Origin of the sequence: Actinomyces slackii (assembly GCF_900637295.1) — a bacterium.
GTDB lineage: Bacteria > Actinomycetota > Actinomycetes > Actinomycetales > Actinomycetaceae > Actinomyces > Actinomyces slackii.
This window is the reverse complement of record NZ_LR134363.1, coordinates 1,274,471-1,299,032: the sequence shown is the minus strand read 5'-3', so window position 1 is coordinate 1,299,032 and position 24,562 is coordinate 1,274,471. Positions and strand designations below refer to the sequence as shown.

General features: G+C 70.0%; 37 protein-coding genes. 3 read left to right on the top strand and 34 right to left on the bottom strand.

What is annotated here, in order from left to right; all coding sequences use genetic code 11:
• Positions 1–41 precede the first annotated feature (41 nt).
• The 3 genes from rpsI to truA form a co-directional block, all read right to left on the bottom strand.
• Positions 42–536 (bottom strand): 30S ribosomal protein S9, encoded by a 495-nt coding sequence (rpsI, locus tag EL266_RS05350; RefSeq protein WP_026428045.1) that lies wholly within the window; start codon positions 534–536, stop codon positions 42–44.
• A gap of 39 nt (positions 537–575) precedes the next feature.
• Complete coding sequence (rplM, locus tag EL266_RS05345; RefSeq protein WP_026428044.1) at positions 576–1,019, bottom strand: 50S ribosomal protein L13; 444 nt, start codon at positions 1,017–1,019, stop codon at positions 576–578.
• A gap of 275 nt (positions 1,020–1,294) precedes the next feature.
• Positions 1,295–2,224, bottom strand: coding sequence for a tRNA pseudouridine(38-40) synthase TruA (gene truA / locus EL266_RS05340; RefSeq protein WP_026428043.1), 930 nt, complete (start codon positions 2,222–2,224; stop codon positions 1,295–1,297).
• A gap of 68 nt (positions 2,225–2,292) precedes the next feature.
• On the opposite strand from truA, the gene EL266_RS05335 reads away from it, so the two are divergent.
• The 3 genes from EL266_RS05335 (at position 2,293) to EL266_RS05325 (ending at position 6,288) form a co-directional block, all read left to right on the top strand.
• Positions 2,293–3,051, top strand: coding sequence for an ROK family protein (locus EL266_RS05335; protein ID WP_026428042.1), 759 nt, complete (start codon positions 2,293–2,295; stop codon positions 3,049–3,051).
• 206 nt (positions 3,052–3,257) lie between these two features.
• Positions 3,258–4,799, top strand: a complete 1,542-nt coding sequence (locus EL266_RS05330) for a Re/Si-specific NAD(P)(+) transhydrogenase subunit alpha (RefSeq protein WP_026428041.1) — start codon at positions 3,258–3,260, stop codon at positions 4,797–4,799.
• 13 nt (positions 4,800–4,812) lie between these two features.
• Entirely contained in the window at positions 4,813–6,288 is a 1,476-nt protein-coding gene (locus tag EL266_RS05325; RefSeq protein ID WP_034515713.1) for an NAD(P)(+) transhydrogenase (Re/Si-specific) subunit beta, read from the top strand.
• 90 nt (positions 6,289–6,378) lie between these two features.
• Here the strand turns inward: EL266_RS05325 and rplQ are convergent, their stop codons facing one another.
• From rplQ to rpsJ, 31 genes are all read right to left on the bottom strand, one after another.
• Positions 6,379–7,143 carry a 50S ribosomal protein L17, sunset domain variant gene (gene rplQ / locus EL266_RS05320; protein ID WP_026428039.1) on the bottom strand — a complete coding sequence of 255 codons (765 nt, stop codon included), beginning with the start codon at positions 7,141–7,143 and terminating at the stop codon, positions 6,379–6,381.
• A 30-nt stretch (positions 7,144–7,173) separates the two neighbouring features.
• Complete coding sequence (locus EL266_RS05315; RefSeq protein ID WP_026428038.1) at positions 7,174–8,175, bottom strand: DNA-directed RNA polymerase subunit alpha; 1,002 nt, start codon at positions 8,173–8,175, stop codon at positions 7,174–7,176.
• Between the two features lie 151 nt (positions 8,176–8,326).
• Entirely contained in the window at positions 8,327–8,728 is a 402-nt protein-coding gene (rpsK, locus tag EL266_RS05310) for a 30S ribosomal protein S11 (RefSeq protein ID WP_026428037.1), read from the bottom strand.
• 53 nt (positions 8,729–8,781) lie between these two features.
• Complete coding sequence (gene rpsM, locus EL266_RS05305) at positions 8,782–9,156, bottom strand: 30S ribosomal protein S13 (RefSeq protein WP_026428036.1); 375 nt, start codon at positions 9,154–9,156, stop codon at positions 8,782–8,784.
• Between the two features lie 156 nt (positions 9,157–9,312).
• The gene (gene rpmJ / locus EL266_RS05300; protein ID WP_005987264.1) at positions 9,313–9,426 is read right to left on the bottom strand and encodes a 50S ribosomal protein L36; all 114 of its coding nucleotides are present in this window, start codon (positions 9,424–9,426) and stop codon (positions 9,313–9,315) included.
• Between the two features lie 35 nt (positions 9,427–9,461).
• Entirely contained in the window at positions 9,462–9,683 is a 222-nt protein-coding gene (gene infA / locus EL266_RS05295; RefSeq protein ID WP_003781847.1) for a translation initiation factor IF-1, read from the bottom strand.
• Positions 9,684–9,956: 273 nt separating this feature from the next.
• On the bottom strand, positions 9,957–10,832 hold the full coding sequence (gene map / locus EL266_RS05290; RefSeq protein WP_026428035.1) for a type I methionyl aminopeptidase: 876 nt from the start codon (positions 10,830–10,832) through the stop codon (positions 9,957–9,959).
• A gap of 21 nt (positions 10,833–10,853) precedes the next feature.
• A complete protein-coding gene (locus EL266_RS05285) occupies positions 10,854–11,438 on the bottom strand; it encodes an adenylate kinase (protein WP_026428034.1) in 585 nt (194 codons plus the stop codon).
• Positions 11,435–12,727, bottom strand: a complete 1,293-nt coding sequence (secY, locus tag EL266_RS05280) for a preprotein translocase subunit SecY (RefSeq protein ID WP_026428033.1) — start codon at positions 12,725–12,727, stop codon at positions 11,435–11,437. The genes EL266_RS05285 and secY overlap by 4 nt, the downstream gene beginning before the upstream one ends.
• A 396-nt stretch (positions 12,728–13,123) precedes the next feature.
• Positions 13,124–13,624 (bottom strand): 50S ribosomal protein L15, encoded by a 501-nt coding sequence (rplO, locus tag EL266_RS05275; RefSeq protein ID WP_084501162.1) that lies wholly within the window; start codon positions 13,622–13,624, stop codon positions 13,124–13,126.
• A 1-nt stretch (position 13,625) separates the two neighbouring features.
• Entirely contained in the window at positions 13,626–13,862 is a 237-nt protein-coding gene (rpmD, locus tag EL266_RS05270; protein WP_026428031.1) for a 50S ribosomal protein L30, read from the bottom strand.
• Positions 13,862–14,569 (bottom strand): 30S ribosomal protein S5, encoded by a 708-nt coding sequence (gene rpsE, locus EL266_RS05265; protein WP_026428030.1) that lies wholly within the window; start codon positions 14,567–14,569, stop codon positions 13,862–13,864. The genes rpmD and rpsE overlap by 1 nt, the downstream gene beginning before the upstream one ends.
• Positions 14,570–14,603: 34 nt before the next feature.
• Positions 14,604–14,984 (bottom strand): 50S ribosomal protein L18, encoded by a 381-nt coding sequence (gene rplR / locus EL266_RS05260; protein WP_026428029.1) that lies wholly within the window; start codon positions 14,982–14,984, stop codon positions 14,604–14,606.
• A 2-nt stretch (positions 14,985–14,986) separates the two neighbouring features.
• Positions 14,987–15,526, bottom strand: coding sequence for a 50S ribosomal protein L6 (rplF, locus tag EL266_RS05255; RefSeq protein ID WP_026428028.1), 540 nt, complete (start codon positions 15,524–15,526; stop codon positions 14,987–14,989).
• A gap of 21 nt (positions 15,527–15,547) precedes the next feature.
• The gene (gene rpsH, locus EL266_RS05250; RefSeq protein WP_026428027.1) at positions 15,548–15,946 is read right to left on the bottom strand and encodes a 30S ribosomal protein S8; all 399 of its coding nucleotides are present in this window, start codon (positions 15,944–15,946) and stop codon (positions 15,548–15,550) included.
• A gap of 58 nt (positions 15,947–16,004) precedes the next feature.
• On the bottom strand, positions 16,005–16,190 hold the full coding sequence (locus EL266_RS05245) for a type Z 30S ribosomal protein S14 (protein ID WP_026428026.1): 186 nt from the start codon (positions 16,188–16,190) through the stop codon (positions 16,005–16,007).
• Between the two features lies 1 nt (position 16,191).
• Entirely contained in the window at positions 16,192–16,758 is a 567-nt protein-coding gene (rplE, locus tag EL266_RS05240; RefSeq protein ID WP_026428025.1) for a 50S ribosomal protein L5, read from the bottom strand.
• 2 nt (positions 16,759–16,760) lie between these two features.
• Complete coding sequence (rplX, locus tag EL266_RS05235) at positions 16,761–17,105, bottom strand: 50S ribosomal protein L24 (RefSeq protein ID WP_026428024.1); 345 nt, start codon at positions 17,103–17,105, stop codon at positions 16,761–16,763.
• Between the two features lies 1 nt (position 17,106).
• Positions 17,107–17,475, bottom strand: coding sequence for a 50S ribosomal protein L14 (gene rplN / locus EL266_RS05230; protein WP_026428023.1), 369 nt, complete (start codon positions 17,473–17,475; stop codon positions 17,107–17,109).
• Positions 17,476–17,865: 390 nt separating this feature from the next.
• Positions 17,866–18,852: a hypothetical protein gene (locus tag EL266_RS05225; RefSeq protein WP_232012121.1), complete on the bottom strand. Its 987-nt coding sequence runs from the start codon at positions 18,850–18,852 to the stop codon at positions 17,866–17,868.
• Positions 18,853–19,055: 203 nt separating this feature from the next.
• Positions 19,056–19,361: a 30S ribosomal protein S17 gene (gene rpsQ / locus EL266_RS05220; RefSeq protein WP_051281453.1), complete on the bottom strand. Its 306-nt coding sequence runs from the start codon at positions 19,359–19,361 to the stop codon at positions 19,056–19,058.
• The gene (gene rpmC, locus EL266_RS05215) at positions 19,358–19,606 is read right to left on the bottom strand and encodes a 50S ribosomal protein L29 (protein ID WP_026428020.1); all 249 of its coding nucleotides are present in this window, start codon (positions 19,604–19,606) and stop codon (positions 19,358–19,360) included. The genes rpsQ and rpmC overlap by 4 nt, the downstream gene beginning before the upstream one ends.
• Positions 19,606–20,025 (bottom strand): 50S ribosomal protein L16, encoded by a 420-nt coding sequence (gene rplP, locus EL266_RS05210; protein ID WP_026428019.1) that lies wholly within the window; start codon positions 20,023–20,025, stop codon positions 19,606–19,608. The genes rpmC and rplP overlap by 1 nt, the downstream gene beginning before the upstream one ends.
• A 3-nt stretch (positions 20,026–20,028) precedes the next feature.
• Entirely contained in the window at positions 20,029–20,838 is an 810-nt protein-coding gene (gene rpsC, locus EL266_RS05205; protein ID WP_026428018.1) for a 30S ribosomal protein S3, read from the bottom strand.
• Positions 20,838–21,215: a 50S ribosomal protein L22 gene (rplV, locus tag EL266_RS05200; RefSeq protein ID WP_026428017.1), complete on the bottom strand. Its 378-nt coding sequence runs from the start codon at positions 21,213–21,215 to the stop codon at positions 20,838–20,840. Before rplV ends, rpsC begins: the two co-directional genes overlap by 1 nt.
• A 31-nt stretch (positions 21,216–21,246) precedes the next feature.
• Positions 21,247–21,525 (bottom strand): 30S ribosomal protein S19, encoded by a 279-nt coding sequence (rpsS, locus tag EL266_RS05195; protein WP_008729396.1) that lies wholly within the window; start codon positions 21,523–21,525, stop codon positions 21,247–21,249.
• 12 nt (positions 21,526–21,537) lie between these two features.
• On the bottom strand, positions 21,538–22,374 hold the full coding sequence (rplB, locus tag EL266_RS05190) for a 50S ribosomal protein L2 (RefSeq protein ID WP_026428016.1): 837 nt from the start codon (positions 22,372–22,374) through the stop codon (positions 21,538–21,540).
• Positions 22,375–22,395: 21 nt separating this feature from the next.
• Complete coding sequence (gene rplW, locus EL266_RS05185) at positions 22,396–22,701, bottom strand: 50S ribosomal protein L23 (protein WP_026428015.1); 306 nt, start codon at positions 22,699–22,701, stop codon at positions 22,396–22,398.
• Complete coding sequence (rplD, locus tag EL266_RS05180) at positions 22,698–23,342, bottom strand: 50S ribosomal protein L4 (protein ID WP_026428014.1); 645 nt, start codon at positions 23,340–23,342, stop codon at positions 22,698–22,700. The genes rplW and rplD overlap by 4 nt, the downstream gene beginning before the upstream one ends.
• Positions 23,343–23,346: 4 nt before the next feature.
• Complete coding sequence (gene rplC / locus EL266_RS05175; RefSeq protein WP_034515706.1) at positions 23,347–24,015, bottom strand: 50S ribosomal protein L3; 669 nt, start codon at positions 24,013–24,015, stop codon at positions 23,347–23,349.
• A gap of 8 nt (positions 24,016–24,023) precedes the next feature.
• Positions 24,024–24,332, bottom strand: a complete 309-nt coding sequence (gene rpsJ / locus EL266_RS05170) for a 30S ribosomal protein S10 (protein WP_003786051.1) — start codon at positions 24,330–24,332, stop codon at positions 24,024–24,026.
• Positions 24,333–24,562 lie beyond the last annotated feature (230 nt).

The following is a 24,562-nucleotide window of genomic DNA, read 5'->3' as shown; positions in this document are numbered from 1 at the left end:
CGGGGCGTCGGGCGGGCCGCGGTGCCGGAGCACCGCAGCGATCAGCGCTTGGAGTACTGCGGGGCGCGGCGGGCCTTGTGCAGACCGGCCTTCTTGCGCTCCACGATGCGCGAGTCGCGGGTCAGGAAGCCGGCCCTCTTGAGGGTCGGGCGGTTGGCCTCGCGGTCGATCTCGTTGAGGGCGCGGGCGATGCCCAGGCGCATGGCGCCGGCCTGCCCGGAGATGCCACCGCCGTGGATGCGGGCGACGACGTCGAAGCGGCCCTCCAGGCCCAGGATGGTGAAGGGCGAGCGCACGAGCTGCTGGTGCAGCTTGTTGGGGAAGTAGTCCTCCAGGCTGCGCCCGTTGAGGGTCCACCGGCCGGTGCCCGGCACCAGGCGGACGCGGGCGACGGCCTCCTTGCGGCGGCCAAGGCCGGCGCCAGGGGCGGTGATGGACTGGCCGCGGCCCTCCGCGGCGCCCTCGGTCTCAGTGGTGTAGCTGGAGGGAGCGTTCTCCTCATCCAGCGCGTCGATGTCGACAGTGGTCTCAGCCACGATGTGTCCTTTGCTTGCGGGGTGCCGAGCGCAGCGCGCTCACTGGGCGACCTGGGTGATCTCGAAGGCCTGGGGGTTCTGGGAGGCGTGCGGGTGCTCGTCGCCGCTGTAGACCCGCAGCTTCTTGAGCTGGGCGCGGCCGAGCTTGGTGTGCGGGACCATGCCCTTGACGGCCTTCTCCACGGCGCGCTCGGGGCGGGTGGCCAGCAGTTCGCTGTAGGGCACGGCGGTCAGGCCACCGGGGTGGCCGGAGTGCCGGTAGGCGAACTTGCGGTCGGCCTTGCCATTGGTCAGGGCCACCTTGTCGGCGTTGATGATGATGACGTAGTCGCCGCAGTCCTCGTTGGGGGCGAACTGGGGCTTGTGCTTCCCACGGAGCAGCTGGGCGGCCTGGGCCGCGAGTCGGCCGAGGACGACGTCGGTGGCGTCAATGACGTACCAGTTCTTCTCGACGTCGCCGGGCTTCGGTGTATACGTGCGCACGGGCGTTGCCTTCGTTTCTCTTGGCGAGTGGGCACGCCGAAGCGCGTGAAGCGTCGCGGATCGGCGAGACCACCATGGTCAGGTGAGTGGTCGGAGCACAGGCGATCCGGGGCGAGTGGGACGGCACCGCGGATAAGCGCATTCGTGCTGCACGACGGTGAAACCTTACCGGCCGCACGCGATCAGGGTCAAAGGCTGCGGCGCGGCCGTCGTCGTGAGTCCCACCACGTGCGCCCCACGGGCCCCGCCCGCCGAGAGCCGCTGAGCGGAGCCGCTCAGCAGCCCAGGCAGCGGGTGACGCGGGCGCGTCGGGCCTGGGCGGCGAGCTCCTCGTCGGCAGGGTAGTCAACGCCCTCCAGGCTCAGCCCATGCGCAGGGGCGACGGGGGCTGCGCCCTGGCGCGTCCGGGCCGCCAGCAGCTCGCCGGGCCAGGCCACCGGACGGCGCCCCTGCCCCACGGCCAGCCCCGCCCCCACCAGGGAGCGGACCATGGAGTGGCAGAAGGCGTCGGCCCTGACCGTCAGGGTCACCAGGCCGGCGTCGGCCGCGGGCCCCTGCGCCACCCGCTGCCAGTGCAGGGCGGTCAGGGTGCGGATGGTCGTGGCGCCCTGGCGGGGCTTGCAGAAGGACAGGAAGTCGTGCTCGCCCAGCAGGGGGCTCGCCGAGGCCGCCATGGCCTCCACGTCAAGCGCATCGGGCAGCCAGAGCACATGACCGCGGCGGCGCGGGTCGCGCGGGGAGCGGGCATCGGCGATCCGGTAGGTGTAGCGGCGCTCCAGGGCGCTGAACCGGGCGTCGAAATCCGCGCTGACGCGACTGACCCGCAGGACGACGAGATCGCTGGACCCCCGCGGGCACCCGGGCCCGGCCTGGCGGCCCAGCACCCCGGCCAGGCGCGCGGCCAGGGCCTCCTGGGCAGGACGATCCGAGCGCCCGGGCAGGGCGCTCCAGGCCGCCTCGGGCACATCGAGATGGGCCACCTGGGCGGCCGCGTGAACGCCGGCGTCGGTGCGCCCGGCCACGGTCAGTCGCACCGGCACGCGCAGCACCGTGGCCAGCGCCTCGCTCAGCACGCCCTCGACGGTGCGCAGCCCCGGCTGGGCCGCCCAGCCGCTGAAGCCCCCGCCGTCATAGGCCAGGTCCAGGCGCACCCGGATGCTCTCGCGCACCCGGATGCTCTCGGCGCTTGCCTCGTGCAGTGTCATGGCCCCATGAGATCACGTCGCGGGCCATGAGGCCGACCGCGGTGCCCTCGACGTGATGTCATGGACCCATGACCTCAACGACAACGCTCTCAGTGGACTGCGGCGGCGGCGGCATCAAGGCCTCGGTGCTCGACGCCGAGGGCACCATCGTCTCGCGCGCCGTGCGCACCCCCACCCCCTACCCGCTCCCGCCGGCCAAGCTCGTGGAGACCATCGCCTCCCTGGCCGACCAGCTCCCCACGGCCGACCGGGTGACCGTGGGCATGCCGGGGATGATCCGCCACGGCGTCGTGGTGGCCACGCCCCACTACATCACCCGGGACGGTCCGCGCTCGCGCGTGCTGCCGGAGCTGGTGGAGGCGTGGGCGCGCTTCGACATGGGCGGGGCCGTCAGCCAGACCCTGGGCGCCCCCACCCTGGTGCTCAATGACGCCGAGGTGGCCGGGGCCGGAGTCGTCACCGGGCACGGCCTGGAGATGATCGTCACCCTGGGCACGGGCCTGGGCAACGCCGTCTTCGACAACGGGCTGCTGGCGCCCCATGTGGAGGTCTCCCAGGGCCCCGTGCGCTGGGGCCTGACCTACGACGACTACATCGGCGAGCACGAGCGCCTGCGCCTGGGCGATGCGCACTGGTCCCGCAGGGTGCGCCGCGTCGTCGACGCCCTGCGCCCCATGTACCTGTGGGACCGCCTCTACCTGGGCGGAGGCAACTCCCGGCGGATCACGGCCGCCCAGTTGGGCAAGATCGGCGAGGACGTCGTCATCGTCCCCAATGAGGCCGGCATGACCGGCGGCGCCCGCTGCTGGGCGATGGTCCGCCCCTGAGCCCATCGGGCTCCGGCCGCTCCCGGCCGCTCCCGGCCGCTCCCGGCAGCACGGCCCCGCGCCCTGGGCGCGCCTTGCCCTCTTCCCCGCTCTTATCTCTCTTATGCGTGTGAAGTTGTCGCAGGTCCAAACCACCCGTACTGTTTCCCCACTTTCCCCACAATCGACCGAGCCCCTCCCACGGGGCCAGGAGAAGGGAGGCGCTTGTGCGCATCGGAGTCCCCTGCGAGCCGCCCGGGCAGCCCCTGGTCGCGGCCACACCGCACACAGTGGAGCGCTTGGCCCGCCTGGGCCATGAGGTCCTCATCGAGCCGGGGGCGGGGTCCCAGTCCTCCTACCCCGACGCCGACTACGAGGCGGCCGGCGCCACGCTGGCCCCCGCCGCCCAGATCTGGGACTGCGACATGGTGCTGGGCACCGGCGCCCCCACCACCGACCAGCTGGACCTCATGCACTCAGGGGCGATCGTCGTCGGCCGCCTCGACCCGGCCCGCAGCCCCGAGCTCCTCGAGGCCCTGACCAGCCGGGGCCTGACCGGACTGGCCATGGACGCCGTGCCCCGCATCTCCCGCGCCCAGGCCATGGACGTCCTGTCCTCCCAGGCGAACCTGGCCGGCTACCGGGCCGTGGTGGAGGCCGCCTCGCACTTCGGGCGGCTCTTCTCCGGGCAGGTCACCGCCGCCGGGAAGTTCCCGCCCGCGGCGGTCTACGTCATCGGAGCCGGGGTCGCGGGGCTCTCGGCCATCGGAACCGCCTCCTCCCTGGGCGCCGTGGTGCGCGGCACCGATGTGCGCCCCGAGGTCGCCGACCAGGTGCGCTCCATGGGGGCCCAGTTCGTCGCCCTGCCCAGCGCCCAGGAGGAGTCCTCCGACGGCTACGCCAAGGAGATGAGCACCGATCAGGAGGCGGCCGCCCGCGCCCTGTACGCCGAGCAGGCCGCGGCCAGCGACATCGTCATCACCACCGCCTCCATCCCCGGGCGGCGCGCGCCCCTGCTGCTGGACCGCCAGGCCATCGAGGCCATGCGGCCCGGCTCGGTCATCGTCGACCTGGCGGCCGCCAATGGCGGCAATGCCGAGCTGACCGAGCCCGGGAAGGTCATCACCACCCCCGGGGGCGTGACCATCGTGGGCCACACGGACCTGGCCCGCCGCCTGCCCGCCCAGGCCTCCCAGCTCTACGGCCAGAACATCGTCAACCTGCTCACCCTGGCCACCCCCGGCAAGGACGGCGACCTGGTGCTGGACATGGAGGACCCGATCCTGCGCGCCATCACCGTGACCCGCCAGGGCGAGCTCATGTGGCCGCCCCCGCCGATCACCGTCTCGGCCGCCCCCGCCCCGCAGCAGGCGCCCGAGCCCGCAGAGCCCGACCCGCAGGCCGAGGCCGCCGCCCAGGCGCGCACCCGGCGGCGCCAGCTGACGGGCCTGGCGGCGGCCACCGCCCTGGCGGCGGCCCTGGTCCTGGTGACCCCCGCCGCGGCGGCCACCCACTACATCGTGCTGACCCTGGCGATCATCCTGGGCTTCCACGTCATCTCCAATGTGACCCCCGCGCTGCACACGCCCCTGATGTCGGTGACCAATGCGATCTCGGGCATCATCCTGGTCGGTGCCATCTCCCAGGTGGGCAACGCCGACCCGCTCATCAGCGGGATCTCCCTGGTGGCGATCGTGCTGGCCAGTATCAATGTCTTCGGCGGCTTCGCGGTGACCCACCGCATGCTCGCCATGTTCAGGAAGGACTGAGACGGTGCCTCCGATGACCCAGCTCGCCCTCGGCGCCCCGGCGCTCCTGCCCGCGCAGGCCACCGACGCCGCCCAGGCCCTGCCCTCGGCCGTCACCCTGGCCTACATCGCCGCAGCCATCCTGTTCATCCTCGCCGCCGCCGGCCTGTCCCGCCATGAGACGGCGGTGGCGGGCAATGTGGCCGGCGCCGTCGGCATGGCGGTCGCCGTGGCCGCCGCCATCGGCCTGGCCCTGACCTCCGATCCGGGCCAGGGCGTGGTGACCACGGCGATCCTCATCGCCGTGGGCCTGGGCCTGGGAGCCGTGATCGGCATGGTCCTGGCCGGTCGGGTGGCCATGACCGGCATGCCCCAGCTCATCGCCGTGCTCAACGGCCTGGTGGGACTGGCGGCCGTCATCGTCGGAGCGGTCTCCTACGCCTCCCCCGATGCCGCCTCCGCCAGCCTGGGCGCCTTCCACCTCGGCGAGGTCTTCCTGGGCATGTTCGTGGGGGCGGTGACCTTCACCGGCTCGGTGATGGCCGCCCTCAAGCTCTCCGGCCGCATCCCCGGCCGCCCCCTGACCCTCCCGGGGCGCCACCTGCTCAATCTGGCGGCGCTGATCGTCTCCCTGGTGCTCATGGTGGCCTTCCTCGTGCTGCCCGAGGGCTCCCCGGCGGCCTGGGCCGCCCTGGTGGCCATGACGGTGATCGCCCTGCTCCTCGGCATCCACCTGGTGGTGGCCATCGGGGGCGGGGACATGCCGGTGGTCGTCTCGATCATGAACTCCTACTCGGGCTGGGCCTCAGCGCTGACCGGGTTCATCGTCAACTCCGACCTGCTCATCATCACCGGCGCCCTGGTGGGCTCCTCGGGCGCCTACCTGTCCTACCTCATGTGCCAGGCCATGAACCGCTCCTTCGCCTCGGTGCTGCTGGGCGGTTTTGGCACGGACTCCTCCTCCGCGCCCGCCCAGGGCCAGGACGGGCCCATCGACCAGACCGACGCCGCCAGCGTCGCCCACCTCCTGCAGGGGGCCCGGCGCGTGGTCATCACCCCGGGCTACGGCATGGCCGTGGCGCAGGCCCAGTACCCGGTGGCCACGCTGACCGAGATGCTGCGCGCCGAGGGCGTGGAGGTCGTCTTCGCCATCCACCCGGTGGCCGGGCGCCTTCCGGGACACATGAACGTCCTGCTGGCCGAGGCCAAGGTCCCCTACGACATCGTCCTGGAGATGGACGAGGTCAACGATGACTTCGACTCGGCCGACGCCGTCCTGATCATCGGGGCCAATGACACCGTCAACCCGGCGGCCGAGGAGCCCGGCTCCCCCATCGCCGGCATGCCGGTGCTGCGCGTGTGGGAGGCCAAGCGGGTCATCGTCTTCAAGCGCTCCATGGCGGCCGGCTATGCGGGCGTGGCCAACCCCCTCTTCTTCAGGGAGAACACCTCCATGCTCTTCGGGGATGCCAAGGACACGGTCGAGGACATCATCCGCGCCCTGGAGTAGGGCGCATGCACGAATCGCAGGCACAACGATGCGGGGGCCCGGCCACCAGGAGGTGGCCGGGCCCCCGCATCATCGCTGCGGCTCAGGGCCTCACTTCTCGACCTTCTGCGCGGCGGCGCCGCCGGCGGGGGCGAAGCCCGCGGCCTCGGCGTCCTCGGCGCTGGCGAACCAGACCTCGGCCACCGTGGCGTCGTACCAGCGCGAGCCGGGCACGTGGTACTTCATGGAGTCCTCGTTGCCCTTGACCTGGTGGTCGGCGTCGGGGGCCTCGGTGGAGCCCTCCTCCACGCGCACCGAGCCGGCGTACTCGACCTTCTCGGCGGAGTCGGCGCTGTCAGCGGCGTCGGCCTCGGCGGAGGTCTCAGCCTCGGTCTCCTCAGCTGCCGGGGCCTTCTCCTCCGCGGCCTCAGCGGCGTCGTCCTTGGCCTTCTCGGCAGCCTTGGCGGCGGCCTTCTTGGCGGTGGCCACGGCGTCGGCCACGACCTCCTTGGAGGCGACGGGCTCGAGCACCAGGGAGATCACGGCCATGGGGGCGTTGTCGCCCTTGCGCGGCGCGGTCTTGATGATGCGGGTGTAGCCGCCCTCGCGGCCCTCGAACTGCGGGGCCAGCACCTCGAAGAGGCGGTAGACGGCGAACTTGTCCGTCACCTTCTTCAGCACGGTGCGACGGGCGTGCAGATCGCCGCGCTTGCCCTTGGTGATGAGCTTCTCGACGTAGGGGCGCAGGCGGCGGGCGCGGGCCTCCGTGGTCGTGATGGACTCGTGGACGATGAGCTGCGTGGCCAGGTTGGCCAGCATGTGGCGCTCGTGCTGGGCGCTGCCGCCCAGGCGGGGACCCTTGGTGGGGCGAGGCATGGTTGTCTCCTAGATGAATGACGGGCCGGCTCAGGCCTGGGGCTCGTCGCTGAACGTGGGGTTGGCGTAGTCGTCGTCCGGGACGTAGTCGACCGGCGAGCCCTTGAGGGACAGGCCCAGCTCGGCCAGCTTCTCCTTGATCTCGGAGATCGACTTGGCGCCGAAGTTGCGGATGTCGAGCAGGTCCGCCTCACTGCGGCCGACCAGCTCGCCGACCGTGTGGATGCCCTCGCGCTTGAGCGCATTGGAGGAGCGCGCCTGCAGGTCGAGCTCATCGATCATGAGCGCCAGGTCCTGCTGGAAGGCCTCATCGACCGGCGAGGGGCCGACCTCGATGCCCTCGGCCTCGACATTGAGCTCGCGCGCCAGGCCGAAGAGCTCGACCAGGGTCTTGCCGGCCGAGGCCAGGGCGTCGCGCGGGGTGATGCAGGCCTTGGTCTCAACGTCGACGATGAGACGGTCGAAGTCCGTGCGCTGCTCGACACGGGTGGCCTCGACGGCGTAGGAGACCTTCTTCACCGGCGAGTAGATCGAGTCCACGGGGATCCGGGAGATCTCCGCGTTGGGGTCCTTGTTCTGGTTGGCCGAGACGTAGCCGCGGCCGCGCTCGACCGTCAGCTCGATCTCCAGCTTGCCCTTCTCGTTGAGAGTGGCGATGACCAGCTCGGGGTTGTGGATCTCGACGCCGGCCGGCGGGGTGATGTCACCGGCGGTGACGGCCCCGGGGCCGGACTTGCGCAGGTACATGACGACCGGCTCGTCGTTCTCCGAGGACAGGACGATCTCCTTGATGTTGAGGATGATCTGGGCGACATCCTCCTTGACTCCCGCGATGGTGCGGAACTCGTGGGGGACGCCGTCGATCCTCACGGAGGTCACCGCCGCCCCCGGGATGGAGGACAGCAGCGTGCGCCGCAGGGAGTTGCCGAGGGTGTAGCCGAATCCGGGCTCGAGGGGCTCGAGCACGAACCGCGCGCGGCGGCCCTCCTCGACGACCTCCTCGGTGAGCGTGGGTCGCTGTGCAATGAGCACGTGGTTTCCTTTCGTCGCGGCGCCCGCTATATGACGCCGTTACCGGGAGCGCGGCGCACCGGTCCGGTGCCGGTGCGCCACCGCCCCGCCGGGCGGGGCGTGGGTGGGGACGACGACGCGCCGGCGGGCTGCGCCGTCGTCCCCGGTTGTCTCAGACGCGCCGGCGCTTGGGGGGCCGGCAGCCGTTGTGGGCCTGGGGGGTGACGTCCGTGATCGGGCCGATCTCCAGGCCGGCGGCCTGCAGGGAGCGGATCGCGGTCTCGCGGCCCGGACCGGGGCCCTTGACGAAGACGTCGACCTTCTTCATGCCGTGCTCCTGGGCGCGGCGGGCGGCGGCCTCGGCGGCGAGCTGGGCGGCGTAGGGCGTGGACTTGCGCGAGCCCTTGAAGCCGACCTGGCCCGAGGAGCACCAGGCGATGACAGCGCCGGTCGGGTCCGTGAGGGACACGATGGTGTTGTTGAAGGTCGACTTGATGTAGGCGTGGCCGTGGGTGACGTTCTTGCGGTCCTTGCGGCGCGTCTTGCGCGCGGCGGCGCGGGTCTTGGGAGGCATTCTTCCTTCTTCGTGATGAGGTCGTCGCCGGCGCCCTGGGCACCGGCTGCTGCTTACTTGGCCTTCTTCTTACCGGCCACGGTGCGCTTGGGGCCCTTGCGGGTGCGCGCGTTGGTCTTGGTGCGCTGGCCGTGCACCGGCAGGTGGCGGCGGTGGCGCAGGCCCTGGTAGCAGCCGATCTCGATCTTGCGGCGGATGTCCGCCTGGACCTCGCGGCGCAGATCGCCCTCGACCTGGTAGTTGGCGTCGATGTGAGTGCGCAGGGCCACCAGCTCTTCCTCGCTGAGGTCCTTGACGCGGGTGTCGGGGTTGACGCCCGTCGCCGTGAGGGTCTCGTCCGCGCGGGTGCGCCCGATCCCGAAGATGTAGGTCAGTGCGATCGCCACGCGCTTGTCGCGAGGCAGGTCGACACCGGAAATGCGTGCCACGGTGTGGTTCTCCTAGGTGCTCTCAGAGGTCGTCACCCACCTCCCCCGCCCTGCGGGCGGCCCCGGCCTCCGAGAACCGGGGGTTGCGGTGCGCCGGGGCGCATCCGCTGGGATGGGTGCTGGTTGGGGCCGCTGGCTGGGCGGCCTGCGCCGGGCTCAGCCCTGGCGCTGCTTGTGCCGCGGGTTCTCGCAGATGACCATGACACGGCCGTGGCGACGGATCACCTTGCAGTTGTCACAGATCTTCTTGACGCTCGGCTTGACCTTCATGCTGTGTTCCTCCGCCGGCCCGGTGGGCCGGCATGTCACTTGTACCGGTAGACGATGCGGCCGCGGGACAGGTCGTAGGGGCTCAGCTCCACGACCACGCGGTCCTCGGGGAGGATGCGGATGTAGTGCTGCCGCATCTTGCCGGAGATGTGCGCGAGCACGACGTGCCCGTTGCTCAGCTCCACCCGGAACATCGCGTTCGGAAGGGCCTCGACGACCGATCCCTCGACCTCGATGACGCCGTCCTTCTTAGCCATGTTCCTCCATCGGTGCTTTCTCGCTCGAGTTCACCCGGCCGACGACGCCGCCCGGGCGGACGCCACCGGGACGACGGCCCGGGGCCATGGGGCTCCAGCATGGGACTCCAGGGGGCTCCAGGGCGCGCAGTATCGTCACGGGATTGTCCGACGGCCAACTCTACGGCAGAGCTCCGGGACTCCACCATGCGCTACCGCCTCCGAATCCGGTGTTTCCGGCCACATCACGGGGCGGCCAGCGCCTCCGGCTGCCTCCGGCCGGGGTTGCCGAGGTCAGTCCAGGGTCACCGGGGCCAGGCCGAAGGGCTCCAGGCCCTGCGCTCCGCCGTCGGGGGCGGTGAGCACCCACACCCCGCCGGGCATGACGGCCACGGTGTGCTCCCACTGCACCGAGCGCGAGCCGTCCTGGGTCACCACGGTCCAGCCGTCGTCGAGCTCACGGACACGGGGCGCGCCCGCGGTGAGCATGGGCTCGATGGCCAGGACCATGCCCGGCCGCAGGCGCGGGCCGCGGCGGCGCACCGAGTAGTTGAGGACATCGGGGGGCATGTGCATGGCGGTGCCGATGCCGTGCCCCACGTACTCCTGGAGGATGCCGAACTCCCGGCCCTCCTGGGCGGCGGTGCGGGCGACGGTCTCCTCGATGGCGTCGCCGATGACATTGAGGCACTGCTCGCGCCCACGGCCCTGGCCGGCGGCGGCCCTGGCCACGGCGGCGATGGCCTCCCACAGGGCGCGCTGGCCGGTGGTATCGAGGAGCTCGTCCGCGTCGTCGCGGTAGGAGCCCACCACGGTGGTGAAGGCCGCGTCCCCGTGCCATTGGACACCGGCCTCGGTGATGAAGGCCCCGCAGTCGAAAGTGACCAGGTCCCCCTCCTCCAGGACGCGCGGGCCCGGGATGCCGTGAACCACCTCGTCATTGACGGAGATGCACGCGGTGGCGGGGTAGCCGTGGTAGCCCAGGAAGTTCGAGCCCGCCCCGGCCGCCTCGATCACCCCGGCGCTGACGGCGTCGAGCTCGCCGGTGGTGATGCCGGGCCGCACGGCGCGGCGCAGGGCGGCATGGATGTCGGCGACGACGAGCCCCGCCCGCCGCATGAGGCGGACCTGCTCGGGGGTCTTGATCTCGATGCTCTCGCGGCCCAGCACGGCGCCGTCGTCCTTGCCGGGTCAGGCGGCGATGCCGCGGGCGGCCAGGGCCTGGGCGATCCGCTCGGTGACCTCGTCGATCCCGCCCATGCCGTCGACGCGCACCAGCAAGCCCTTGCCCTCATAGAGGGCGGCCAGCGGCGCGGTCTGCTCGGCGTAGACCTCCAGGCGGTGGCGGATGACCGGCTCGGTGTCGTCGGCGCGGCCCTGCTCGTCGGCGCGCTTGAGCAGGCGCTCGACCACGGCCTCGGTCTCGGCGGTGATCTCGACGACGACGTCCAGGGCCAGCCCGGAGGCGGCCAGCATGGCCTCGAGCTCGCCGACCTGCGCCTCGGTGCGGGGGTAGCCGTCCAGGAGGAAGCCGGTGGCGGCGTCGGGGGCGGACAGGCGGTCGGCGACCATCGCATTGGTCACGGAGTCGGGCACGTACTCGCCCTTGTCCATGTACTCCTTGGCCTTGAGGCCGAGCTCGGTGGCACCGGCCACATTGGCGCGGAAGATGTCCCCGGTGGAGATGGCCGGGATGGACAGGCGCTCGGCGATGCGGGCGGCCTGCGTGCCCTTGCCGGCCCCGGGCGGACCGAGGAGGACCATGCGTGCGCTCATGAGAGGAACCCTTCGTAGTGGCGCTGCTGGAGCTGGGAGTTGATCTCCTTGACGGTCTGGAGGCCCACACCCACCATGATGAGGATCGTCGTGCCTCCGAAGGGCAGGGCCTGGGTCAGGCCCATGGCGATGACCGCCGCCGTGGGTGCCAGCGCCAGGACCACCAGGTAGATCGAGCCCGCGGTGGTGACCCGGTTGATGACGTAGGTCAGGTAGCGGACGGTGGGCTCCCCGGCGCGGATGCCGGGGATGAAGCCGCCGTAGCGCTTCATGTTGTCCGCGATCTCCTCAGGGTTGAAGGTGATGGCGGTGTAGAAGAAGGCGAAGAAGAGGATGAGCACGCCATAGGCCGTCAGGTACACCGGGTGGGTCTGCTGCAGGTTGGTCATGATCCAGTTCACCCAGCCGGAGGACTGGTTGCCGAACTGGGCCACCAGCATGGGCATGGCCAGCAGGGAGGAGGCGAAGATGACCGGGATGACTCCCGCGGTGTTGATCTTGACCGGGATGTAGGTGGTCGAGCCGCCGTACTGGCGCCGGCCCACCATGCGCTTGGCGTACTGGACGGGGATGCGCCGCTGCGCCTGCTCGACGAAGATCACCGCGGCCGTGGCCACCAGGACGATGGCGATGACGGCCAGGAACTTCCCCGCGCCGCCCGAGCCGCGCACGATGGAGAGCATGTTGGAGGGGAACTGGGCCACGATGGAGGTGAAGATGAGCAGGGACATGCCGTTGCCGATGCCCCGCTCGGTGACGAGCTCGCCCAGCCACATGATGAGGCCGGTGCCGGCGGTCATGGTCACCACCATGAGCGCCAGGGTGACGGGGGTGGCCTCGGCGATGACCGGCTGGGGGCAGCCCGGGAAGAGCTGGCCGGAGGCGGCGGTGGCCACGAAGGTGGAGGACTGCAGCAGGGCCAGGCCGATGGTCAGGTAGCGGGTGTACTCGGTGAGCTTGGCCGTGCCCGACTGGCCCTCCTTGTGCAGCTCCTCGAACTTGGGGATGACCACGCGCAGGAGCTGGATGATGATGGAGGCCGTGATGTAGGGCATGATGCCCAGCGCGAAGACGCTGAGCTGGAGCAGCGCGCCTCCGGAGAAGATGTTGATCAGGCCGAACAGCCCCTGGTCCTCGGCCTGGCCCACGCAGAACTCGGCAGCGGCCACATCGACGCCAGGAGTGGGAACGATGGATCCCAGCCGGAAGAGGGCCATGATGCCCAGGGTGAAGAGGAGCTTGGCCCTGAGGTCTGGCGTGCGGAACGCCTGCATGAATGCGCTGAGCACTCGATCTCCTGTGGACTCGGGGGTGTGTGGCCATCGCGCGGGCACGCGACACGGCGCGTGCGGCGCCCCGGACAGACTACCGTTTCCTGCCCACGGACCTGGCCTTGAGATCGCCTCGCAATGCGGGCTTTGTCACGCAACGGCCCTGACCGCCGCTCCGCTGTGACCCGGGTCCCATCGTGGGGGCCTCCGCGGGGACGCATCGGGGCGCTTCAGGGACCGCCTCGCGCCGGTGGGCGCGCGGATCTGCCGGCCGGCGCCCCTGAGGCTGCCGGCCTCCCGCCCAAGCGCCGGCCGCGGTGGCGCGGGCCGCCTCGCCGTGCACGACGACGGACCCCGGGCGGCCAGGATGTGTCCTGGCCGCCCGGGGTCCGGTGCGGCACTGGCTGAGGGTGCTCAGCGGGCGGTGATGGTGCCGCCGGCGGCCTCGATCTTCTCCTTGGCGGAGCCGGACCAGGCGTCGGCGGTGATGGTCAGGGCCACGGTGACGTCCCCGCCGCCCAGGACCTTGACCAGCTGGTTCTTGCGCACGGCCCCGGCGGCCACGAGGTCCTCGACGGTGACCTCGCCACCGGCGGGGAAGAGCTCGGCGATGCGGCCGACGTTGACCGGCTGGAACTCCACCCGGTTGGGGTTGCGGAAGCCGCGGAGCTTGGGCAGGCGCATGTGCAGCGGCATCTGGCCGCCCTCGAAGCCGGGGCGGACCTGGTAGCGGGCCTTGGTGCCCTTGGTTCCGCGACCGGCGGTCTTGCCCTTGGACGCCTCACCGCGACCCACGCGGGTCTTGGCCTTCTTGGCGCCCGGGGCCGGGCGAAGGTGGTGGAGCTTGACAACCCGCACCTTCTCCTGGCCCGCCTCCTCGGCGACGGTCTCAGCAGTCTTCTTGGTGTCAGCCATCTCAGACCTCCTCAACGGTGACCAGGTGGTGCACCGTGGCAATCAGGCCGCGCACGCTCGGGGAGTCCTCGCGCACCACGGACTGGCGGATCTTGCGCAGGCCAAGGGTCTTGAGGGACTCGCGCTGGCGGTGGGTGCCCCCGATGCCAGAGCGGACCTGGGTGACCTTGAGCTGCTTGGTCGAGCCGGCCGGCGCGGCCGGCGCGGCCTTCTGCTTGGTCGTCTTGGCCTCAGCCATCACGCACCCACTCCTTCAGCGGCCTTCTCGGCCTCCTTCTTCTCGGCCTCGGCGCGCTTGTCGGCCTCGCCCTCGGCACGGGCCCGCAGCATGGACTGCGGGGCGACGTCCTCCAGGGGCAGGCCACGGCGGGCCGCGACGGCCTCGGGCTGCTCCAGGTTCTTCAGGGCGTCCACCGTGGCGTGCACGATGTTGATCGCGTTGGAGGAGCCCAGCGACTTCGACAGGATGTCGTGGACGCCGGCGCAGTCCAGCACGGCGCGCACCGGGCCGCCGGCGATGACCCCGGTTCCCGGGGAGGCCGGGCGCAGCAGGACGACTCCGGCGGAGTCCTCCCCCTGGACCAGGTGCGGGATCGTGCGGCGGATCATCGGGACGTGGAAGAAGTTCTTCTTCGCGATCTCGACGGCCTTGGCGATGGCGGAGGGGACTTCCTTCGCCTTGCCGTAGCCCACGCCGACCGTGCCCTCGCCGTCGCCCACGACCACCAGGGCCGTGAAGGTGAAGCGGCGGCCGCCCTTGACGACCTTGGACACGCGGTTGATGGTGACGACGCGCTCGATGTACTTGTCGTCATTGCCGCGACCACGGTCGCGGCGGTCGTTGTTGCGGTCGCGGCGGCCGCGGCCCTCGCCCCGGCGCTCGTCGTTCTCGCGCTGGGCCGAGCCGTCGGACGACGCGGACCTGTCTCGCTGCGGTGCAGCCATCAGATGTTCCTCTGCTTTCTCGTCGTCGTCGGTCTCACAGCGTCAGGCCGCCCTCACGGGCGCCCTCCGCAACGGCGGCCACACGGCCGTGGTACTTGTTGCCACCGCGGTCGAAGACGACCGCCTCGATGCCCAGCGCCTTGGCGCGCTCGGCCACCAGCTCGCCGACCTTGCGGGCGGCGCCGACCTTGTGGCCCTCCACGCCCTTGGCGGCCTCCTCCAGGGTGGAGGCGGAGCACAGGGTGTGGCCGATGGTGTCGTCGACGACCTGGGCCACCATGTGGCGGTTGGAGCGGGTGACGACCAGGCGCGGGCGCTCGGGGGTTCCGGAGATGTGCTTGCGCACGCGCTGGTGACGGATCTTGCGGGCGATCCTCTTGGCGTTGCCCTTGCCCCTCTTGATCGAGTAAGCCATGGTCACTTACCAGCCTTTCCGACCTTGCGGCGCACGTTCTCGCCGGCGTAGCGCACGCCCTTGCCCTTGTAGGGCTCCGGCGGGCGGATCTTGCGGATGTTCGCGGCGACCTCTCCGACCTGCTCCTTGGAGATGCCGGAGACCTTGATCTTGAGGTTGCCGTCCACCGTCAGGGTGATGCCCTCGGGGGGCTCGACGGTCACGGTGTGCGAGAAGCCCAGGGACAGCTCGATGCCCTGGCCCTTGGCGGCCACGCGGTAACCGGTGCCGACGATCTCAAGGTTCTTCTCGTGGCCCTGGGTCACGCCCACCATCATGTTGTGGATGAGGGTGCGCGACAGCCCGTGGAGCGAGCGCGAGCGGCGCTCGTCGTCGGGCCGGGTCACCAGGATGGAACCGTCCTCCTGGCGGGTCACGCTCAGGGGCTCGCAGATGGTGCGCGACAGGGTGCCCTTGGGGCCCTTGACGGTCACCTCCTGGCCATCAATGGTCACGTCCACTCCGGCGGGAACCGGAACGGGGAGACGTCCAATACGAGACATGGTTTTCCTCCGTTCCCTCTCTCACCAGACGTAGGCGAGGACTTCGCCGCCCACGCCCTTGGACTCGGCCTGCCGGTCGGTCAGGAGGCCGGAGGAGGTGGACAGGATGGCCACTCCCAGGCCGCCGAGAACCTTGGGCAGGTTGGTGGACTTCGCGTAGACGCGCAGGCCGGGCTTGGAGATCCGGCGCAGGCCCTGGATGGCGCGCTGACGGTTGGCGCCGTACTTCAGGGTCAGGGTGAGCGTCTTGCCGACCTCGGCGTCCGCGACCTCGTAGCCGGCGATGTAGCCCTCGGCCTTGAGCATCTCTGCGATGTTGACCTTGAGCTTGCTCGACGGCATCGAGACGGAGTCGTGGTAGGCGGAATTGGCATTGCGCAGACGGGTCAGCATGTCTGCGATCGGGTCTGTCATTGTCATGAGTGGGCCTTGGCCCTTCCTCGTCGTGGTTTCCTCATCGGACCTGCGACGTAAGTTCTTACCAGCTGGACTTGCTCACGCCGGGGAGCTCGCCGCGCAGGGCCATCTCCCGAAGGCAGATACGGCACAGGCCGAACTTGCGGTACACCGAGTGGGGACGGCCGCAGCGCTGGCAGCGCGTGTAGGCCCTCACGCCGAACTTCGGCTTGCGGTTCGCCTTGTTGATGAGAGCGGTCTTCGCCATGTCACTTCTCCTTGAAGGGGAAGCCGAGCTGCTTGAGCAGAGAGCGGGCCTCCTCGTCCGTTGTGGCCGTGGTCACCACGGTGATGTCCATACCGCGCACGCGATCGATCTTGTCCTGGTCGATCTCGTGGAACACGGCCTGCTCAGTCAGACCGAAGGTGTAGTTGCCATTGCCGTCGAACTGCTTGGGGGACAGTCCGCGGAAGTCGCGGATGCGCGGCAGGGAGATCGACACGAGTCGGTCGAGGAACTCCCACATGCGGTCCCCGCGCAGCGTGGCGTGCGCGCCGATCGGCATGCCCTCGCGCAGCTTGAACTGCGCGATGGAGCGGCGGGCCTTGGTGATCTGCGGCTTCTGCCCGGTGATGGCGGCGAGGTCGCGCACGGCGCCCTCGATCATCTTGGAGTCGTGAGCGGCCTCGCCCACGCCCATGTTGACCACGACCTTGGTCACGCCCGGGACCTCCATGACATTGGAGTGGTTGAACTCCTTGAGCAGGGCCGGGCGCACCTCCTGGGCGTACTTGGTCTTGAGGCGGGGGACGATCTTGTCAGCCTTGTCAGCCATGGTCACAGGTCCTCCCCGCTCTTCTTGGCGTAGCGCACGCGCACCAGGCGCTTGCGGCCGTTGGGACGCTCGCCCTCCTCGACGCGAAAGCCAACGCGGGTGCGCTGCTTGGTCTTGGGGTCAACGAGCATGACATTGGAGGCGTGGATCGGGGCCTCGACGGTCTCGATCCCGCCGGTGCGGGCACCCTGGGCGGACTGCCCCACCTTGGTGTGCTTGGTGACGCGCTGGACACCCTCGACGATGACGCGGTCACTGTCCTTGAGGACCTGGAGGACCCGGCCGGTCTTGCCCTTGTCCTTGCCGGAGATGACGATGACCTGGTCGCCCTTCTTGATACGTGCCATTTCAGATCACCTCCGGGGCGAGCGAGACGATGCGCATGAACTTCTTGTCCCGAAGCTCACGGCCGACGGGGCCGAAGATGCGCGTGCCGCGCGGGTCGCCGTCGTTCTTGAGGATGACAGCCGCATTCTCATCGAAGCGGATGTATGAGCCGTCCGGGCGGCGGCGCTCCTTGCGGGTGCGCACCACGACGGCCTTGACGACCTCGCCCTTCTTCACGTTGCCACCGGGAATGGCGTCCTTCACGGTGGCGACGATGGTGTCGCCGACACCCGCATAGCGCCGACCCGAGCCGCCGAGAACACGGATGCAAAGGATCTCCTTGGCACCGGTGTTGTCGGCGACCTTCAGTCGCGACTCCTGCTGGATCATTGAGTGTTCTCCTGTCGTCGAGCCGGTTCTCGAGCAGCACTCGAGCCTAGCCGAACGTTCTTCTGGACTTGCGCGCCGCCGCCCCGCCGCCCGGAGGCACGGGGCTGACCGGTAGGTGAGGAGGTCCGCGGCGCGGGACTCCCAGCAGACACAGGCGCACGCGGCACGAGGTCTCTGCTGGGCGCACCGAGGGCGCGCGCAACCCCATAAGCTTAGTCCAGCCGCCCCATGACGCGGAACCTGGGAGTCTGCCGCACGCCTGTGCCTTTCCTCTCACGCCCCTCTTCTCTCGTGCGCCGAGGTAGACATTTTCCGCCGAGGTCGACGGCGAATGCGTCTACCTCGGCGGAAAATGTCTACCTCGCGAAGGAGTCGGGTGGGGAACCACCTTCACCAGCGCTGGCCGGTGGGGTGCACACCGCAGCGGGCGAGCTCCTCAATCATGGCGGCGCCCTCGTGCCGCCAGGCCTGATCCCAGGTCCATCGAGACACCTCGATGCCGGCCCGGATGATGGCGCGCTCGCGCTGGCGCTCCTCCCACACCGTCTGCTCGGCATTCTTGCCGAAGCTCTCGCGCCGGTACTTCTTGCGGCCGTCGAACTCGCCGTCGACCCTTGGCCGGGCCCAGAAGAAGTCGAAGCGGTAGATCCGGCCGTCGATACACACCTCGTACTGCAGCTCTGGCCGGGGCAGGCCGGCCTGCCACATCCGCACCCGTGACAGGGACTCCCCCGGTGATTCGGAGCGGCCGTCCGCCAGATGGGCAGCCGTGCGGGCGCAGCGCACCCCGCGCGCTCCACGGCCCAGCCTCTCCACGGCATCCTCGATCGCCTCACCGGTCACCCGCCCCTGCGCCAATGCGGAGTCCATGGCGCACACGCCCTGGACGAGTCCACCGCAGCGAGCCAAGTCGACGGCGGTGTCAGCCGCGCTCGTGGTGAGGATGCCGCCGACCTCGATGAGGTCACCCAGTCCGGCGCGCTCGTGGCGGCGAAGTCCGGAGGTGCCTCGTCGATCGCCCCGCTCCCCCACGCACTGGACCTGATCAGGGATGGGACCGACGACGCCGATCCCCTGCCAGAGCGCGGCCGATGCGCCCATGAGCACGAGGTCCCCGCCACAGACCTCCTGCGCGGCCCGGATCCTGGCGAGGTGGCGGTCCTGGTGTGTGGCCTGCGCCCATCTCTCAGTGGGCACGTAGACACCGCTGCTGATGCGGGTCAGCCCGGGCGCGCGGGACAGATGCTGGGAGGCATTGGTCTGAGAATCAGAGCTCAGCAGCAGTGGCAGGGCCTGCCCCTGAGACGGTGGCCCTGCCCGGAATGCCTGCTCGCCTTCACCTGGTGGGACGCTGCGGATCTGACAGTTGCTGCTCATGGCCCCAGAGTGCGACCGGCCGGAGCCGCGGTGCCAGGCCGATGCGCAGCCCTGGGGACAGCGCCTGCACAGCCGCTCGAGGTGGATCCCGGGACGCCCCACCATTGCGCCGAGGTAGACGTTTTCCGCCGAGGTCGACGGCGAATGCGTCTACCTCGGCGGAAAATGTCTACCTCGCGAAGGAGGCGGGAGGGGGCCTCAGATCACTTGGCCTTCTCAATGATCTCCAGAAGACGGAAGTGCTTGGTGGCACTCAGCGGGCGGGTCTCCATGATGGAGACGAGGTCGCCCACGCCGGCCTCGTTGTGCTCGTCGTGGACCTTCACCTTCTTGGAACGGCGAAGGACCTTCCCGTACAGGGAGTGCTTGTAGCGCTCCTCGACCAGGACGACGACGGTCTTGTCCATCTTGTCGGAGACCACGTAGCCGCGGCGGACCTTGCGCTGGTTGCGCTCGGTGGCCTGGGGCGTGCCGGTCTCCACTGCTTCAGTGCTGGTCTGCTCGCTCACTTCTTGGACTCCTGGCTGCTGGGAGCGGTACGGATGCCGAGCTCGCGCTCGCGCACGATGGTGTAGATGCGGGCGATGTCGCGACGCACGGCCTTGAGCCGGCCGTGGTCCTCGAGCTGGCCGGTCGCCGAGGCGAACCGGAGGTTGAACAGCTCGGCCTTGGCCTTGGAGAGCTCCTCGGCGAGGCGCTCGTTGTCCATGGCGTCGAGGTCGGACGGGGTCAGCCCCTTGGAACCGATAGCCATCAGACGTCACCACCCTCACGAGTCACGAAACGGGTCTTCATCGGCAGCTTGTGCTGTGCGCGGCGCATGGCCTCGCGTGCGAGCTCCTCGGGAACGCCGCCGAGCTCGAACATGATGCGTCCGGGCTTGACATTGGCGATCCACCACTCGGGCGCGCCCTTACCCGAGCCCATGCGGGTCTCGGCGGGCTTCTTGGTCAGAGGACGGTCCGGGAAGATGTTGATCCAGACCTTTCCGCCACGCTTGATGTGACGGGTCATGGCGATACGGGCCGCCTCGATCTGACGGTTGGTGATGTAGGCGGGCTCCAGGGCCTGGATGCCGAAGTCACCGAAGGCGATCTGGTTGCCGCCCTTGGACAGGCCCGTGCGATGCGGGCGGTGCTGCTTGCGGAACTTGGTCCGGCGGGGGATGAGCACGGCTCAGGCCTCCGTTCCCTGCTCGGCGGCAGCGTTCTCGGCGGCCGGCGCCTGCTCGGCCTGCTGCTCGCTGTTGTGACGCGCGCCGCGCTCACCGCGGCGGCCGCCGCGGCGCTCGCCCCGGCCACCACGGCCGCGGCCGCCGGCCTCGGCCTGCTGGCGGGCGAACTCGCGCTCGGTGATGTCGCCCTTGTAGATCCACACCTTGACGCCGAGACGGCCGAAGGTGGTCTTGGCCTCGTAGAAGCCGTAGTCGATATTCGCCCGCAGGGTGTGCAGCGGCACGCGGCCCTCACGGTAGAACTCCGAGCGGCTCATCTCCGCGCCGCCCAGGCGGCCCGAGCACTGGACCCGGATGCCCTTGGCGCCGCCGCGCATGGCGGACTGCATGCCCTTGCGCATGGCGCGGCGGAAGGAGACGCGCGAGGCCAGCTGCTCGGCGATGCCCTGAGCCACGAGCTGGGCGTCCAGGTCGGGGCTCTTGACCTCCAGGATGTTGAGCTGGACCTGCTTGCCGGTCAGCTTCTCGAGCTGACCGCGCAGGCGCTCGGCCTCGGCGCCGCGGCGACCGATGACGATGCCGGGACGGGCGGTGTGCAGGTCGACGCGCACGCGGTCACGGGTGCGCTCGATGTCGACCTTGGAGATGCCTGCGCGCTCCATGCCGTCCTCCATGAGGCGGCGGATCTTGACATCCTCCTCCACGAAGTCCCGGTAGCGCTGACCGGCCTTGGTGGAGTCGGCGAACCAGCGCGAGCGGTGGTCCGTGGTGATGCCCAGGCGGAACCCGGTCGGGTTGACCTTCTGCCCCATTACCGGGCTCCTTCCTTCTTCGCGGAGTCGGCCCTCTCGCCGACGATGATGGTGATGTGGCTGGTCCGCTTGAGGATCCGGCCGGCGCGCCCCTGGGCGCGGGGACGGAACCGCTTGAGGGTCGGGCCCTCATCGGCGAATGCCTCAACGATGAACAGGTCGTCCTCGTTGAAGCGCTCGCCGTCGCGCTCGGCCTTGAAGCGAGCGTTGGCGATAGCGGACTCGATGACCTTGCGCACCGGCACCGCAGCGGCCTGCGGGGCGAATCGGAGCACGTTGACCGCCTCGACGGCGCGCTTGCCGCGGACGACGTCCACGACGCGGCGGGCCTTCATCGGCGTGCAGCGCACGTACTTGGCCTGCGCCTTGGCTTCCATAGTTCTCTGCCTCTCTTGACTTCCCACGGCGTCAGCGACGCGACTTGCGATCGTCCTTGACGTGCCCGCGGAAAGTGCGGGTCGGAGCGAACTCGCCGAGCTTGTGGCCCACCATGGACTCGGTGACGAAGACCGGGACGTGCTTGCGGCCGTCGTGGACGGCGAAGGTGTGTCCGAGGAAGTCCGGCGTGATGACGGACCGGCGGGACCAGGTCTTGATGACGTTCTTGGTGCCCTTCTCGTTCTGGGCGTCCACCTTCTTCTGGAGGTGGTCGTCGACGAAGGGACCCTTCTTCAGGCTGCGCGGCATCTCAGGCTCCTATCAGCGCTTCTTGCCGGTCCGACGACGACGCACGATGAGGCGGTCGCTGGACTTGTTCGGACGACGGGTACGGCCCTCGGGCTTGCCCCACGGGGAGACGGGGTGACGCCCACCGGAGGTCTTGCCCTCACCACCACCGTGAGGGTGGTCGACGGGGTTCATGACCACACCGCGCACGGTCGGGCGAACGCCCTTCCAGCGCATGCGGCCGGCCTTGCCCCAGTTGATGTTGGACTGCTCGGCGTTGCCGACCTCGCCGATGGTGGCGCGGCAGGCGGCCTCCACGTTGCGGATCTCCCCGGAGGGCATGCGCAGCTGCGCGTACTTGCCCTCCTTGGCGACCAGCTGGACGGAGACGCCGGCGCTGCGGGCGATCTTGGCGCCGCCGCCGGGGCGCAGCTCGACGGCGTGCACCACGGTTCCCGTGGGGATGTGGCGCAGCTGCAGGCTGTTGCCGGGCTTGATGTCCGCACCGGGGCCGGACTCGACGACGTCGCCCTGGCGCAGCTTGTTGGGGGCGATGATGTAGCGCTTCTCGCCGTCGGCGTAGTGCAGCAGGGCGATGCGCGCGGTGCGGTTGGGGTCGTACTCGATGTGCGCGACCTTGGCGGGCACGCCGTCCTTGTCATGACGACGGAAGTCGATGACGCGGTAGGCGCGCTTGTGGCCACCGCCCTTGTGGCGGGTGGTGATGCGGCCCGAGGAGTTGCGGCCACCGGTCTTGTGCAGCGGGCGCACGAGGGACTTCTCGGGCGTGCTGCGGGTGATCTCCACGAAGTCGGCCACGGAGGCGCCGCGACGACCCGGGGTCGTGGGCTTGTACTTACGGATTCCCATATCGATCCTCTACCTTCCGTGTCACTCGGTGACGTCGCCGAAGATGTCGATGGATCCCTCGCGCAGCGTGACGATCGCGCGCTTGGTGTCCTTCGACTTGCCGATGCCGGTCCGGGTGCGACGCGTCTTGCCCTTGCGGTTACTGGTGTTCACCGAGTCGACCTTGACCGAGAAGATGGCCTCGATGGCCTGCTTGATCTCGGTCTTGTTGGAGCCCGGCGCCACGAGGAACGTGTACTGGCCACGGTCCATGCAGGCGTAGGACTTCTCGGAGACCACCGGCGCGATGATGATGTCGCGGGGGTTCTTGGACTTCTCGAGGCTCACTTGGACTCCTCCTCGCCCGCGCCCAGGAAGCTCTCCAGGGCCTCGGCAGTGAAGACGACGTCGTCGGAGTTGAGGACGTCGTAGGTGTTGAGCTGGTCGGCCCACAGCACATGCGCCTCGGGGGCGTTGCGCAGGGAGAGCAGGGACAGGTCGTCCTCGCGGGTCACCACGACCAGGGCCTTGCGGTCGGTCAGGTTGCGCAGAGCGGACAGGGCGGACTTGGTCGAGGGCACCTGGGAGGTGACGAACTCGGTGATGACGTGGATGCGCGCGTTGCGGGCGCGGTCCGACAGGGCCGAGCGCAGGGCGGCGGCCTTCATCTTCTTGGGGGTCCGCTGGCTGTAGTCGCGCGGCTGAGGGCCGTGGACGGTGCCTCCGCCGACGAACTGGGGGGCGCGGGTCGAGCCCTGACGGGCGCGGCCGGTGCCCTTCTGGCGGTAGGGCTTGCGGCCACCGCCGCGCACCTGGCCGCGGGTCTTGGTGGCGTGCGTGCCCTGGCGGGCGGCGGCGAGCTGGGCGACGACCACCTGGTGCATGAGCGGGATGTTCAGGGGCGCATCGAAGATCTCCGCGGGCAGCTCGGCCGAGCCGGTGGTGGCGCCCGTGGAGTCGACGATGTCGACGGTCAGGTTCTCAGACATGGTCTCAGGCTCCCTTCACGGCGGTGCGGACGACGACGACCGAGCCCTTGGGGCCGGGGATGGCGCCGTTGACGAGCAGGACGCCCTTGTCGGCGTCGACGCCGCGGATCTTCAGGTTCTGGACGGTGCGCTTGGCGTTGCCCATGCGACCGGCCATGCGCAGGCCCTTGAAGATGCGGCCCGGGGTGGCGCAGGCGCCGATGGAGCCGGGCTTGCGGTGGTTGCGGTGGGCGCCGTGGGAGGCCCCCACACCGGCGAAGCCGTGGCGCTTCATGACACCGGCGAAGCCCTTGCCCTTGGAGGTGCCGGTGACGTCGACCAGCTGGCCGACCTCGAAGGTGTCCGCGCCCAGCTCCTGGCCCGGGGCGAAGTCGCCGGCCAGGGAGGTGCGGATCTCGGCGACGTGGCGGCGGGGGGCGACCCCGGCCTTGGCGAAGTGGCCGGCCAGGGGCTTGGTCACCTTGCGCTCGTCGATCTCGCCGAAGGCGAGCTGGACGGCCTCGTAGCCATCGGTCTCGATGGTGCGGACCTGGGTCACGACATTGGTGTCGACTCGCACAACCGTCACCGGGCGCAGGATCCCGTCCTCGTCCCAGATCTGCGTCATGCCGAGCTTGGTGCCGAGCAGCGCCTTGGCAGGCGCGGCTCCAGCCGGCGTGTTAAGCGTTGTCATGGCAGTCCTCAGAGCTTGATCTCGATGTTGACGTCGGCGGGCAGGTCGAGCCGCATGAGCGAGTCGACGGCCTTGGGCGTCGGGTCGACGATGTCGATCAGCCGCTTGTGGGTGCGCATCTCGAAGTGCTCACGGCTGTCCTTGTACTTGTGGGGCGACCGGATGACGCAGAACACGTTCTTCTCGGTCGGCAGCGGCACCGGGCCCACGACCGTCGCACCTGCGCGGGTCACGACGTCGACGATCTTGCGCGCCGAGGAGTCGATGACCTCGTGGTCGTAGGACTTGAGCCGGATGCGGATCTTCTGTCCCGCCATGGCGCCTAACCTCTCTTGCTTTCGGGGACCGGTCCACGCGCTCGGGCGTGTCGCTCGCGACACACTCGGCTTCACCCTGTGAAGAAGGTGAACCGGTCTGGACACACGGAAACCCGATGGGCTCGGGTCCGTCAGACTGGTTCCCGGGTCGACCCCGGGAGGTGACCGGTGCCGAGGCGGCGTGAGAGCCCGCTCCGTACCGGCTGGGCAACGCTATCAGCGACGGCGCG

What these genes read in the sequence shown, in the direction of transcription:
- truA (WP_026428043.1), bottom strand. Translation starts at nt 2,224, where the DNA reads ATGACACTGCACGAGGCAAGCGCCGAGAGCATCCGGGTGCGCGAGAGC.
- EL266_RS05335 (WP_026428042.1), top strand. Translation starts at nt 2,293, where the DNA reads ATGACCTCAACGACAACGCTCTCAGTGGACTGCGGCGGCGGCGGCATC.
- EL266_RS05325 (WP_034515713.1), top strand. Translation starts at nt 4,813, where the DNA reads ATGACCCAGCTCGCCCTCGGCGCCCCGGCGCTCCTGCCCGCGCAGGCC.
- rplQ (WP_026428039.1), bottom strand. Translation starts at nt 7,143, where the DNA reads ATGCCTCGCCCCACCAAGGGTCCCCGCCTGGGCGGCAGCGCCCAGCAC.
- rpsK (WP_026428037.1), bottom strand. Translation starts at nt 8,728, where the DNA reads ATGCCTCCCAAGACCCGCGCCGCCGCGCGCAAGACGCGCCGCAAGGAC.
- rpmJ (WP_005987264.1), bottom strand. Translation starts at nt 9,426, where the DNA reads ATGAAGGTCAAGCCGAGCGTCAAGAAGATCTGTGACAACTGCAAGGTG.
- infA (WP_003781847.1), bottom strand. Translation starts at nt 9,683, where the DNA reads ATGGCTAAGAAGGACGGCGTCATCGAGGTCGAGGGATCGGTCGTCGAG.
- EL266_RS05285 (WP_026428034.1), bottom strand. Translation starts at nt 11,438, where the DNA reads ATGAGCGCACGCATGGTCCTCCTCGGTCCGCCCGGGGCCGGCAAGGGC.
- rplO (WP_084501162.1), bottom strand. Translation starts at nt 13,624, where the DNA reads ATGGCTGACACCAAGAAGACTGCTGAGACCGTCGCCGAGGAGGCGGGC.
- rpmD (WP_026428031.1), bottom strand. Translation starts at nt 13,862, where the DNA reads ATGGCTGAGGCCAAGACGACCAAGCAGAAGGCCGCGCCGGCCGCGCCG.
- rpsE (WP_026428030.1), bottom strand. Translation starts at nt 14,569, where the DNA reads ATGGCTGCACCGCAGCGAGACAGGTCCGCGTCGTCCGACGGCTCGGCC.
- rplR (WP_026428029.1), bottom strand. Translation starts at nt 14,984, where the DNA reads ATGGCTTACTCGATCAAGAGGGGCAAGGGCAACGCCAAGAGGATCGCC.
- rplF (WP_026428028.1), bottom strand. Translation starts at nt 15,526, where the DNA reads ATGTCTCGTATTGGACGTCTCCCCGTTCCGGTTCCCGCCGGAGTGGAC.
- rpsH (WP_026428027.1), bottom strand. Translation starts at nt 15,946, where the DNA reads ATGACAATGACAGACCCGATCGCAGACATGCTGACCCGTCTGCGCAAT.
- EL266_RS05245 (WP_026428026.1), bottom strand. Translation starts at nt 16,190, where the DNA reads ATGGCGAAGACCGCTCTCATCAACAAGGCGAACCGCAAGCCGAAGTTC.
- rplE (WP_026428025.1), bottom strand. Translation starts at nt 16,758, where the DNA reads ATGGCTGACAAGGCTGACAAGATCGTCCCCCGCCTCAAGACCAAGTAC.
- rplX (WP_026428024.1), bottom strand. Translation starts at nt 17,105, where the DNA reads ATGGCACGTATCAAGAAGGGCGACCAGGTCATCGTCATCTCCGGCAAG.
- rplN (WP_026428023.1), bottom strand. Translation starts at nt 17,475, where the DNA reads ATGATCCAGCAGGAGTCGCGACTGAAGGTCGCCGACAACACCGGTGCC.
- EL266_RS05225 (WP_232012121.1), bottom strand. Translation starts at nt 18,852, where the DNA reads ATGAGCAGCAACTGTCAGATCCGCAGCGTCCCACCAGGTGAAGGCGAG.
- rpmC (WP_026428020.1), bottom strand. Translation starts at nt 19,606, where the DNA reads ATGGCTATCGGTTCCAAGGGGCTGACCCCGTCCGACCTCGACGCCATG.
- rpsC (WP_026428018.1), bottom strand. Translation starts at nt 20,838, where the DNA reads ATGGGGCAGAAGGTCAACCCGACCGGGTTCCGCCTGGGCATCACCACG.
- rplV (WP_026428017.1), bottom strand. Translation starts at nt 21,215, where the DNA reads ATGGAAGCCAAGGCGCAGGCCAAGTACGTGCGCTGCACGCCGATGAAG.
- rpsS (WP_008729396.1), bottom strand. Translation starts at nt 21,525, where the DNA reads ATGCCGCGCAGCCTGAAGAAGGGTCCCTTCGTCGACGACCACCTCCAG.
- rplB (WP_026428016.1), bottom strand. Translation starts at nt 22,374, where the DNA reads ATGGGAATCCGTAAGTACAAGCCCACGACCCCGGGTCGTCGCGGCGCC.
- rplD (WP_026428014.1), bottom strand. Translation starts at nt 23,342, where the DNA reads ATGTCTGAGAACCTGACCGTCGACATCGTCGACTCCACGGGCGCCACC.
- rplC (WP_034515706.1), bottom strand. Translation starts at nt 24,015, where the DNA reads ATGACAACGCTTAACACGCCGGCTGGAGCCGCGCCTGCCAAGGCGCTG.
- rpsJ (WP_003786051.1), bottom strand. Translation starts at nt 24,332, where the DNA reads ATGGCGGGACAGAAGATCCGCATCCGGCTCAAGTCCTACGACCACGAG.